General features: G+C 66.3%; 10 protein-coding genes and 3 tRNA genes. 8 read left to right on the forward strand and 5 right to left on the reverse strand.

Translation table 11 applies throughout. The features are described 5' to 3' along the window. Nucleotides 1–59: 59 nt before the first annotated feature. Nucleotides 60–2,390: a TonB-dependent receptor gene (locus tag V9K93_RS20510; RefSeq protein ID WP_337303129.1), complete on the reverse strand. Its 2,331-nt coding sequence runs from the start codon at nt 2,388–2,390 to the stop codon at nt 60–62. Between the two features lie 180 nt (nt 2,391–2,570). After that, the gene (locus V9K93_RS20515; protein ID WP_046985302.1) at nt 2,571–3,152 is read right to left on the reverse strand and encodes a TetR/AcrR family transcriptional regulator; all 582 of its coding nucleotides are present in this window, start codon (nt 3,150–3,152) and stop codon (nt 2,571–2,573) included. A 101-nt stretch (nt 3,153–3,253) separates the two neighbouring features. Here V9K93_RS20515 and V9K93_RS20520 point away from each other — a divergent pair, with 101 nt between their 5' ends. The 4 genes from V9K93_RS20520 (at nt 3,254) to V9K93_RS20535 (ending at nt 6,303) form a co-directional block, all read left to right on the forward strand. After that, nucleotides 3,254–4,309, forward strand: coding sequence for a sugar phosphate isomerase/epimerase family protein (locus V9K93_RS20520; protein ID WP_136639754.1), 1,056 nt, complete (start codon nt 3,254–3,256; stop codon nt 4,307–4,309). A gap of 20 nt (nt 4,310–4,329) precedes the next feature. Continuing rightward, nucleotides 4,330–5,223, forward strand: coding sequence for an alpha/beta fold hydrolase (locus V9K93_RS20525; RefSeq protein WP_046985300.1), 894 nt, complete (start codon nt 4,330–4,332; stop codon nt 5,221–5,223). Next, the gene (locus V9K93_RS20530) at nt 5,213–6,139 is read left to right on the forward strand and encodes an alpha/beta hydrolase (protein ID WP_337303130.1); all 927 of its coding nucleotides are present in this window, start codon (nt 5,213–5,215) and stop codon (nt 6,137–6,139) included. The genes V9K93_RS20525 and V9K93_RS20530 overlap by 11 nt, the downstream gene beginning before the upstream one ends. 88 nt (nt 6,140–6,227) lie before the next feature. Continuing rightward, nucleotides 6,228–6,303, forward strand: a tRNA-Ala gene (locus V9K93_RS20535). Between the two features lie 61 nt (nt 6,304–6,364). Here the strand turns inward: V9K93_RS20535 and V9K93_RS20540 are convergent. Beyond that, entirely contained in the window at nt 6,365–6,538 is a 174-nt protein-coding gene (locus V9K93_RS20540) for a hypothetical protein (RefSeq protein ID WP_169050363.1), read from the reverse strand. Nucleotides 6,539–6,698: 160 nt separating this feature from the next. On the opposite strand from V9K93_RS20540, the gene V9K93_RS20545 reads away from it, so the two are divergent. Then, a complete protein-coding gene (locus V9K93_RS20545; RefSeq protein WP_046985308.1) occupies nt 6,699–7,184 on the forward strand; it encodes a hypothetical protein in 486 nt (161 codons plus the stop codon). A 6-nt stretch (nt 7,185–7,190) separates the two neighbouring features. Here V9K93_RS20545 and V9K93_RS20550 read toward each other — a convergent pair whose 3' ends face one another. Then, nucleotides 7,191–7,952 carry an SDR family oxidoreductase gene (locus tag V9K93_RS20550; protein WP_046985298.1) on the reverse strand — a complete coding sequence of 254 codons (762 nt, stop codon included), beginning with the start codon at nt 7,950–7,952 and terminating at the stop codon, nt 7,191–7,193. A gap of 132 nt (nt 7,953–8,084) precedes the next feature. Between V9K93_RS20550 and V9K93_RS20555 the strand changes: the two genes are divergently transcribed. Next, the gene (locus tag V9K93_RS20555) at nt 8,085–8,927 is read left to right on the forward strand and encodes a bifunctional transcriptional activator/DNA repair enzyme AdaA (protein WP_337303131.1); all 843 of its coding nucleotides are present in this window, start codon (nt 8,085–8,087) and stop codon (nt 8,925–8,927) included. A gap of 71 nt (nt 8,928–8,998) precedes the next feature. On the opposite strand, the gene V9K93_RS20560 is transcribed toward V9K93_RS20555, so the two are convergent. Continuing rightward, nucleotides 8,999–10,024 carry an NADP-dependent oxidoreductase gene (locus V9K93_RS20560; RefSeq protein ID WP_337303132.1) on the reverse strand — a complete coding sequence of 342 codons (1,026 nt, stop codon included), beginning with the start codon at nt 10,022–10,024 and terminating at the stop codon, nt 8,999–9,001. A 335-nt stretch (nt 10,025–10,359) separates the two neighbouring features. Between V9K93_RS20560 and V9K93_RS20565 the strand changes: the two genes are divergently transcribed. Together V9K93_RS20565 and V9K93_RS20570 are read left to right on the forward strand one after the other, a co-directional pair. After that, nucleotides 10,360–10,435: transfer RNA gene (locus tag V9K93_RS20565), tRNA-Phe, on the forward strand. A gap of 73 nt (nt 10,436–10,508) precedes the next feature. After that, nucleotides 10,509–10,584, forward strand: a tRNA-Phe gene (locus V9K93_RS20570).

Genomic DNA, 10,584 nt, shown 5'->3' on the forward strand with positions numbered 1-10,584 from the left:
CCGCCCTTTGCATTCCGTCGATGCGATGGCGGGACAGTGCCCGCCATCGCGACAGCGCATTACCAGTTCATGTTCAGCGAGACACCCACGGTGCGCGGCTCGTTGTAGACCGCAGCCATGTAGTTCTCGATCACACCCTTGAGGTTCTTCTCGTTGGTGATGTTGCGCGCGAACAGCGCCACTTCGTAGGCACCGTAGTTGCCCGAGTAGCCGATCTTCAGGCCACCCTCGAAGTCACCCTTGGAGTTGAATTCCTTGCTGTCGTACAGCACGAAGCTGGTGTAACCCTGCTTGTTCCAGTCGGTGGAAACGAACATGGTGCCTGCGTCGCTGACCGGGAAGTCGTAGCGGGCGGCCAGGTTGACGTTGTACTTCGGCGCGTTCGGCAGCGGGTTGCCATCGATCTGCGCGAAGGTGTTGGCACCGACCTTGATGGTCGGGTCGCCGACGGTGCAGACCACCTGGCCGTTGAGGCCGCAGACCTGCGCGTACACGCGCTTGTCCTTGATCTCGCTGTGCAGCAGGCTCAGGCCGGCGCTCAGGGTCAGGCTCGGGATCGGGCGCAGCTCCATGTCGGCTTCGAAACCGTAGGCCTTTGCCTTGTCGGCGTTGAACAGCACGCCGTTGCCGTCCGAATCGTTGCCGTTGAGCTGGATGTCGTTGACGGTGTAGGTGAACGCGGTGGCATTCAGGCGCAGGCGGTTGTCCCACAGGCTGCTCTTCACGCCCGCTTCCCAGGACAGGATGGTCTCGGAATCGGCGGTGGTGAAGTCGGCATTGAACACCGCCGAACGGCCCTGGATGGTCGGACCGCGGAAGCCACGCGCAACCTTGGCGTAGACGCTCACGTCCGGGGTGATCTGATACATCGCGCTCAGATCCCAGCTCGGGGTGGTGTCGGACATCTTGACGTCGGTGCGGCCCTTGTAGGTAACCACGCCGGCGGCAGTGTCAGCGGTTTTCAGCAGGCGCGTGTGCTTCTCGTCCTTGGTCTGGCGCAGGCCGGCGGTGACGGTGAACTTGTCGGTGAACGCGTAGCTGAGCTGGCCGAAACCGGCCCACGAGGTGTTCTTGTTGCGCAGGCGCACCCAGTTGTTCGGGTTGCGTGCAGCACCGTTGAGGAACCAGGCGCGCTGGTAGAAATCGGTGGTGTCGCTGCCATTGAAGTAGAACGCACCGGCCTGCCACTGCAGGGCGCTGTCGTCATGGCTGGCCAGGCGGAATTCCTGGGTCCACTGGTCCAGATCACGGATGCGGCCCATCGACTGGCCGTAACCGTTCGGTACGCCATTGACCGGGAAGTTCACCGCAGCGCCGCCGTCGGTGTCACCGCGGCTATAGCCGGAGGTGGTTTCGTAGGCGGTGATCGAGGTGAAGTCGATCGCGCCGAAATCGTAGCGTGCCTTCACCGAGCCGCCGTAGGTCTTGTAGGCCTGCGGGTTGTTGCCGGCTTCGTCGTAGGCCACCTGGTCACGCGGCACGTCGGTCTTGTTCGAGCCCTTGGTCAGCGCACCGCGCAGGAACAGGGTCGAGGTGCCTTCGTAGTCACGGGCGTGGGCCGAGGCCAGGATCGAGAACTGGTCGCTCGGGGTCAGCAGCAGCTGTGCGCGCACGTTGCGGTCATCGAAACCGCCCATGGCGTTCTTCTTCGGGCTGACCGTACCGTCCGCACTCGGGCCCTTGTAGGTATTGTCGACGTAGTCGTCGCGGTGCTGGTACAGGGCCGACACGCGGAACGAGGCGATGTCGTTGATCGGGCCACCGAAGCCGCCGTCGATCGACACGCTGTTGTAGGTCGCGTAGCTGGCGCTGACGCGGCCGCTGTACTCCTGGGTCGGCTTCAGGGTGTCGAACTTGATGATGCCGGCGGTGGTGTTGCGGCCGAACAGCGAGCCCTGCGGTCCGCGCAGCACTTCCACCTGGTCCACGTCATAGACCGGGTTGGACTTCAGCACTACATGCTCGAGGACTACATCGTCCTGGATGATCGACACCGGCTGCGAGGCACCCAGGTAGAAGTCGATGTTGCCCAGGCCACGGATGTAGAAGCGCGGGAAGATGCGGCCGGTGGTGGTTTCCGCATACAGGCTCGGAACGCGGCCGGACAGCGCCAGCAGGGTGTCGTCACCCCCAGCGGTGAAGTCGCGCATGCGCTCGCCCTGCACCACGCCGACCGAGACCGGCACTTCCTGCAGGTTCTGCTCACGGTGTTCGGCGGTCACGGTGATGGTGTCCAGCCCGGTCGGGGTCGGCGCACTGTCCTGCGCCGAGGCGCCGAAGCTGGCAGCCAGGGCCACGCCGGCACAGGCCAGCGCCAGCGGGTGGCGGCGGAAGGAAACGAAGGAAGACGACATACCCGACAGGCGGCGGGAATCGGAATGGGAGGGCATGGAATGCTCTGAGGAGGCGTCCGTGCGGCCTGCGCGGGCCGGGCGGCAAAAAGGAGGAAAACTGCGCAAGCCGCCATTATCCCCCAAATTGTTACGATTTCGTTGCGCGGCGCCCAAACACGGCGAAACAAGCGATTTCGGCACAGTCACCGGGCATTCCGCACGCCCTGAAGGCTTGACTCAGGGCAGCGGGGTCAACGCCACATCGACCATCGCCAGCAGTCGCTCGCGGCTGATGCCGTCACGGGCCTGCACCGAAATGCCGTGCAGCACGGTGGCGAAGTGATCGCCCATGGCCTGCACCGCCGCATCGTCGGCCAGCTCCCCTTCGGCCTGGGCCTGCTGCAGGCGCGCAATGATCGCCGCGGTTCGCTGGCGGCGGTGGCTGGCCAGCCAATCCCGCATGCCCTCGCCATCGGGCGACACGCTGCTGGCCGAAGACACCACCAGGCAGCCATGCGGGCGCCCGCGCCGGGTGTAGGTCAGCACCGCGTCACGCAGCATCGACCCGATCGCCTCGCGCAGCGTGGCCTGCTCCAGCGCGCGCGGCGCGAAGCCGCCTTCGCCTTCCTCGTACAGCGCAACGGCTTCGCGGAACAACTGCTCCTTGCTGCCGAACGCGGCATAGATGCGCGCCGATGCAATGCCCAGTGCTTCGACCAGTGCCGACATCGAGGTGCCTTCATAGCCGTGCTGCCAGAACAGCAGCATTGCCTTGCGCAATGCCTGGTCCCTGTCGAATTCGCGCGGTCGCCCTGCCATCTGCCTGCCTGCCGTTCTGAGGCGCGCAGTGTAACGCGGGTGTTGACCGCATCGATGCTCGCGCCTATTCTTTGTTGATCGACAAACAATTGGAGCAACACATGCAGACCCTCAAGGGCCCCAGCCTGCACCTGGCGCAGTTCGCCGGCGACCAGGCCCCGTTCAACTCGCTTACCGCCATTGCCGCGTGGGCGGCCGGCCACGGCTTCAAGGCGCTGCAGATTCCGGCCTGGGATGCACGCCTGTTCGACCTGGCCACCGCTGCCGACAGCCAGGACTACTGCGACGACATTCGTGGCACGCTGGCCGAGCACGGCCTGCAGGTCAGCGAGCTGACCACCCACATTCTCGGCCAGCTGGTGGCCGTGCATCCGGCCTACGATGAACTCTGCGACGGCTTCGCCCCCGAAGCACTGCGCGGCAATCCGAAGGCTCGCAGCGAATGGGCGCAGCAGCAGCTGCACCTGGCCGCCCACGCGTCGCGCCGCTTGGGCCTGCAGGACATGGGCACCTTCTCCGGCTCGTTCGCCTGGCCCTACCTGTTCCCGTTCCCGCAGCGCCCGCCGGGACTGATCGATGCGGCCTTCGATGAACTGGCACGGCGCTGGCGGCCGATCCTCGATACCTGCGAGGACAACGGCATCAACCTCTGCTACGAGATCCATCCCAGTGAAGACCTGCACGATGGCACCAGCTTCGAGCGCTTCTTCGAGCGTGTCGGCCAGCACGAGCGCTGCCGCATCCTGTTCGATCCCAGCCATTTCGTGCTGCAGCAGCTGGACTACCTGCAGTACCTGGACATCTACCACCCACTGATCCGCATGTTCCATGTCAAGGACGCGGAATTCCGCCCCAGCGGCCGCCAGGGCATCTACGGCGGCTACGCCGACTGGACCGAGCGGGCGGGCCGCTTCCGCTCGCTGGGCGATGGCCAGGTCGACTTCAAGTCGATCTTCTCCAAGCTGGCCCAGTACGATTACCAGGGCTGGGCAACGTTGGAATGGGAGTGCTGCCTGAAGGACCAGGAGGCCGGTGCACGCGAAGGTGCCGCTTTCATCCGTGACCACATCATTCCGGTCACCGACAAGATCTTCGACGATTTCGCTGGTGCACCGATCAGCACCGCACAGATGCAGCAGATGCTCGGCATCGCCTGAGCCCCAACGGAGCAACCCCCATGAACACCCTTTCTTCCGCTGGCACTGCCGGCGACGATGCCCTGCGCCATCACTACCTGCGTATCGACGGCCAGCGCGTGCATTGCGTGTCGGCAGGCAGCGGCCAGCCCGTGCTGCTGATCCCTGGCTGGCCGCAGACCTGGTATGCCTGGCGCCATGTGCTGCATGCACTGGCAGCCGCCGGTTTCGAGGCCATCGCGGTCGACCCGCCAGGCATTGGAGAATCCGATCGCCCCGTACATGGCTACGACACCGGCAGTGCCGCCGCAGTGCTGCACCAGACCATGCAGGCGCTGGGTCACGAACGCTACCAGGTGGTCGGCCACGACATCGGCATGTGGATCGCCTATGCGCTGGCCAGCGACCAGCCGCAGGCCGTGCAGCAGCTGGCCGTCACCGAAGCAGTCATCCCCGGGCTGGCGCCGGAGCCGGGCATCTTCGCTGCGCCGGCCGACAACATCTTCCTCTGGCACTTCATGTTCAACCAGGTGGCCGACCTGCCGGAAGCACTGATCACCGGACGCGAGCGCGCCTATCTGGAATTCATGTTCGACCGCTGGTCGTACCGCCGTGATGCTGTTGCCGCCGATACCTACATTGCCGCCTACAGTCGGCCCGGTGCACTGCGCGCCGGCTTCGCATGGTACCGCGCGATTCCGGAAACGATCCGCCAGAACAAGCTGCGTGCGCAGCGCCGGCTCGCAATGCCGGTGCTGGCGATCGGCGCCGAGCATGCCACCGCCGATGCACCGATGCTGACCCTGCAACCACACGCCGATGACCTGCGCGGCAGCATCGTACCGGGCTGTGGCCACTTCATCATGGAGGAAGCACCGCAGGCGTTCCTGGAACAGCTGCTGCCGTTCCTGCAGGAGGCGCGTCATGCCGCTTGAACCCGCACTGCAGCAGTTCGTCGATGCAGTCGCGACCCATCCGCTGCCCGAGGACCTGCGCGAACTGCGTGCGATCAGCGAGACCGCACTGCCGCAATTGCAGGGTGCACCGCAGCCGGTCGCACACGTGATCGAGCACAGCGTGGCCGCACGTGACGGACAGCCGCTGGAAGTGCGCCTGTACACCCCGGACGGGCTGCCCGACGGACCGGCACCGGCCCTTTTGTTCGCGCATGGCGGCGGCTGGTTCCAGTGTTCGTTGGCAGTCTATGACGGTCCTTGCCGTGCGCTGGCCAATGCCAGCGGCTGCGTCGTGGTGGCGGTCGGCTACCGCCTGGCCCCGGAGCATCCGTTCCCGGTGCCGCTGCAGGATGTAGCAGACGCCTGGCAGTGGCTGCAGATCAACGCCGCTGGCCTGGGCCTGGACCCGCAACGACTGGCGATCGGGGGCGACAGTGCCGGTGGCAATCTCGCTGCCGCCTGCTGCCTGCTGCTGCGTGATCTCGGCCTGCCGCAGCCGCACCACCAGCTGCTGCTGTACCCCGCGCTGGATGCCGGCATGGGCAGCGACTCCTACCGCGAGTACGCCAGCGGCTACTACCTCAGCGCCGAACTGATGCAGCGCTGCTGGCAGGCCTATCTGGGCGACATGGATCCGCCGCCCGCACTCGCCTCGCCGGCCCACGCAACGGACCTGTCCGGCCTGGCACCGGCTTCCGTGCTCAGCTGCGAGCACGACCCGCTGCGTGATGAGGCCGAGCACTACGCGGCGCGCCTGCAGTCTGCGAACGTGGCGTGCACGCTGGAGCGGTTGCCCGGGATGATCCATGCCTGCATCCATCTGCACGGGGTGGTCACCTCCACGGACGCCGCGGTACAGCGCGCGGGCGCCCGGCTGCGTCAGGCTCTGGCCTGAAGAGGTGGGCCGGTGGCGGGGCCAATACCGCCGCCCTGCCCTCCGCTTGGCAAGCCCCGCAGGCAGCGCTACACTGAAACCCTGCCGTGGGGCCATAGCTCAGCTGGGAGAGCGCGTCGTTCGCAATGACGAGGTCAGGAGTTCGATCCTCCTTGGCTCCACCACTATTCGGAAGAACCCGTAGATCCACGTGATCTGCGGGTTTTTTCTTTTCAGCATCCCGGCTCAGGCCGGCTCCTGGCCTCCGTCCTTGCGCTGCGGGCTCCGCGAGTGCGTATCGCGCACCTGTTGATCGCGCTGCCCCGGCCGCTGCTTGGCCACATCGTCCTGCTTCCTGTCCTGGCGGCTTTCCTGCACGCCCTGCTTCGGGTCGCCGTGGTCTTTATCGTGCTCGCTCATCGAAAACTCCCTCGTCGGCGGGAGCCGACGCTGCCTCCACGCTAGACCGCATCGGGTAAGTCGAAGGTCAGCCCGGTGCGAACGCTGTGTGCAGCCCGCGGCTTGCAGCCATCGGCAAGGTACATCCAGAATCCGACGCACTATGCATACCGGGTGCACCATGCCCTCTTCCGTCCAGCACGCAGCACACGCCGTGCCGATGATCCTCGATGCGATCGACGGCAGCCTCCGTCTCGGCAATCTACCGGCCTTGATCTGCCCCACCCTCTCACTGGATGAAGCGCGCGTCGCCTTTGCCGCCTTGGTAAGTGGGGAGCGTGATGTCGGCACCGGCTATCACTGGTTGAGCCTGCACCGGCTCAGCCTGGGCGGTGCGCCCGCTGGCATCGGCCTGTGCTTCCACGGGCAACAGCTCGACATGGTGACGATGAGCGTCAGTCTGCCTGGTGCGACGTTGGAAGACGGCTGGCCGACCCAAGTGGCGATCGACGCCGAGGTCGCCTTCATGCGCCGCACACTGGGCGCGGCGTTGGGTCGCAAGCTGGCCGGTGGCCACGCCCGGTTCGACTGGGGCGAAGCCTGGGCCCGTTTCGATCCGAAAGGCTTCATGGCAAGCAGCGGTATCCGCTACGCGCCACGCTCATGATCCCATTCAGGTACGGGTGATCGACACTCCACCCTCCACGCGCATCGCGCTGCCGGTGACGAAACTGCTTTCATCGCTGGCCAGGAACAGCGCCGCGTTGGCGATCTCCTCCGGCTCGGCCATGCGCTTGAGTGCGTGCAGCGAGCGCACGAAGTCGCGGGCATCGCCAGTCGGTGCCGCCTGCCGCCCCATTTCGGTATCGGTGCCGCCGGGCAGCAGCACGTTGCTGCGTACGCCGCGCGCGCCGTATTCGGCGGCGATCACCTGGCTCAGGCCGATCAGCCCGGCCTTGCTCGACGCATAGGCCGCCATGCCTGGGAAACCGACGGTGTGCCCGACGAAGGTGCCGACAAACACCATCGAGCCACCGCCGCGCGCCAGCATCGCCGGCAACTGCGCGCGTGCAGCATGGAAGGCGGCATCCAGGTTGGTCGCCATCACCTCGCGCCAGGCGTCCACCGGGAACTCCGCGGCCGGCACGCCCGGGCCGAGCATGCCGGCATTATTAAGGGCGATGTCGAGGCCACCGAATGACTGCTGGGCGAGATCGACCAGCGCCTGCGCCGTGCCCGGATCAGCCACATCCGCCGCATGCACTACCACCTCGCCACCAGCGGCGCGGATCTGCTCGGCCAGTTCCTGCAGCGGCTCCGGCCGCCGTGCGTTGAGCACCAGCTTTGCGCCTTCAGCGGCGAAACGCAGCGCGCTGGCGCGACCGATGCCGGCACTGGCACCGGTGATGAGGGCGATCTTGTTGTTCAGGCGCATGGTCGTGGTACCGGTTGTGAAGTGGCCGCCACGATGCCGTGCCTTCGGCCTGCCAACACTCCGTTTCCGGGCCTGACCCGTCGGTGCAGGAAACGGAGTTTCCGCAGAACCGGCACGTGCCAGAATCCAGCCATGGACAGTACCGCCACCACCGCCTTCGATGCCCGCGTAGAACGGGTCTGCCGCCACCTGCAGACCAGCCTCGACGAACCCTCGCTGCAGGAGCTGGCCGACATCGCTGGCTGCAGCCCGACGCGCCTGCATCGCCTGTTCAAGCAGGCCACCGGGCTGACCCCCAAGCAGTACGCCGCCGCGCTGCGCGCCGACCGCCTGCGCACCGGGCTGGAACAACAGGAACGCATCACCGACGCCTTCCACGATGCTGGCTTCGGTTCCAGTGGACGCTTCTATGAGAACGCACCTAAGTTGCTGGGCATGACTCCCAAGCAATGGCGCGCAGGTGGTCGCGGCGAAGTCATCCACTTCGCGCTTGCCGAAAGCTCACTGGGCAGCGTGCTGGTGGCCAGCAGCGGGACCGGCGTGGTCGCGATCCTGCTCGGCGACGATCCGGAGACCCTGCTGCAGTCGCTGCAGCAACGCTTCCGCCAAGCCGAACTGGTCGGCGCCGACCAGGGCTATGAGCAACTGGTGGCACAGGTCGTAGGCCTGGTCGAGGATCCTTCGCGGGGCGCCACGCTGCCGCTGGACATCCGCGGCACCGCGTTCCAGCAACGGGTGTGGCAAGCGCTGCAGCAGATTCCGCGCGGGCAGACCGCGTCGTATGCGGATGTCGCCGCGCGCATCGGCGCCCCGCGCTCGAGCCGTGCCGTAGCCCGCGCATGCGCAAGCAACCCGCTGGCGGTGGCAGTGCCCTGCCACCGCGTGGTGCGCCGCGACGGCGACCTGTCCGGCTACGCCTGGGGCGTGGCCCGCAAGCGCGAACTGCTACGCCGCGAAAAGGCCTCGACTGCCTGAGGTGGGTGCCGACCTTGGTCGGCGCCCAGCTTCCGGTAGGTGCCGACCTTGGTCGGCACGCCGCCAAGCCCTCAATCCAGCTTCACCACCAGCTTGCCGAAGTTGCGCCCCTGCAACAGCCCGAAGAACGCCTCCGGTGCATTCTCCAGCCCTTCCACCACATCCTCGCGGTACTGGATGCGGCCGTCGCGCAGCCACTGCGGCATCTCGCGTTCGAAGTCCGGCCACAGGTGGTTGAAGTCGTGCACGATGAAACCACGCACGGTCAGGCGCTGGCGCAGGATCTGGCTGAACAGTGCGGGCAACCGGTCCGGGCCGGGCTGCTCGACGCCCCGCTCGTTGTAGGTCGCGATGGTGCCGCACACCGGAATGCGGGCGAAGTCGTTGAGCAGCGGCAGCACTGCATCCAGCACATGCCCGCCCACGTTCTCGAAATACACGTCGATACCCCTGGGCACCGCCGCGCGCAGCTGCGCGGCGAAATCAGCGGCGCGATGATCCAGCGCCACGTCCACGCCCAGTGTCTGCAGATAGGCACGCTTGGATTCGCCACCGGCGATGGCGACCACGCGCGCGCCCTGCAGCTTCGCCAGCTGCGCCACAGTCGCGCCGACCGGCCCGGTCGCGGCGGCCACCACCAGCGTCTCGCCCGGCTTCAGGCGGGCGATTTCATGCAGGCTGGAATAGGCGGTGAAACCGGGCATGCCATACACGCCCAGCGCCGTACTCAACGGCAGGCCGGCCGGATCCAGCCGACGCCCCAGCGCAGTCGCAGGCAGCACCGCGTGGGTCTGCCAGCCACCTGGCGCCAGCACCAGATCCCCCACCGCTACCCCTTCGGCATTGGACTGCAGCACCTCGGCCACGGTCTGACCCTCCATCACCGCGCCGACCGCCACCGGCGGGGCGTAGGACGGGCCTTCGTCCATGCGTCCGCGCATGTAAGGGTCCAATGACAGGTAGCGGTTGCGCAGCAACACTTCGCCCGGCCCGGGCGCCGGCAGCGTGGCCTGCTCCAGACGGAAATTGCCGGCGGTCGGTGCGCCCTGTGGACGCGAGGCCAGCACGATGCGGGAAGTAGTCGAAGAAGCGGTCATGGCGACGGACTCTGCTGTTGCCAGCATCAGGAAAGGAGCGTCGACACTACGCCGCTGCGGGCGGCGCCAGCGGCCACGAAAACAGCGTTCCATTGCCCGTACCCGCGCGGGTCCGGCGCAACCCTTGCCCTTGCAGCTTTGGCGATCGCGGCGACCTGCTGATTTCCACCGCAGACGATGATCGATTGGCCACGCCCCGCCCCACAACGGAGGATCAAGCACTTGCGAGCGCGCAGACGGCAATGTGAAGAAATCTTGGCAAAACGCTTGCCGAAGGCAGCCGACCTCCGTAATATACGCGTCCTTGGCAGCGACCTCGCTGCAACGAAACATGTGGCCGAGTAGCTCAGTTGGTAGAGCAGGGGATTGAAAATCCCCGTGTCGGCGGTTCGATTCCGTCTTCGGCCACCATTTTCGAAGGCCTGCAGAAATGCGGGTCTTTTTTTTCCGGAAACCGGGTTTGATCACGGTTGCCGCACAATTTGGCCGAGTAGCTCAGTTGGTAGAGCAGGGGATTGAAAATCCCCGTGTCGGCGGTTCGATTCCGTCTTCGGCCACCA

Source organism: Stenotrophomonas sp. CCNWLW162, from assembly GCF_037203745.1.
Classification (GTDB): Bacteria; Pseudomonadota; Gammaproteobacteria; order Xanthomonadales; family Xanthomonadaceae; genus Stenotrophomonas; species Stenotrophomonas maltophilia_AQ.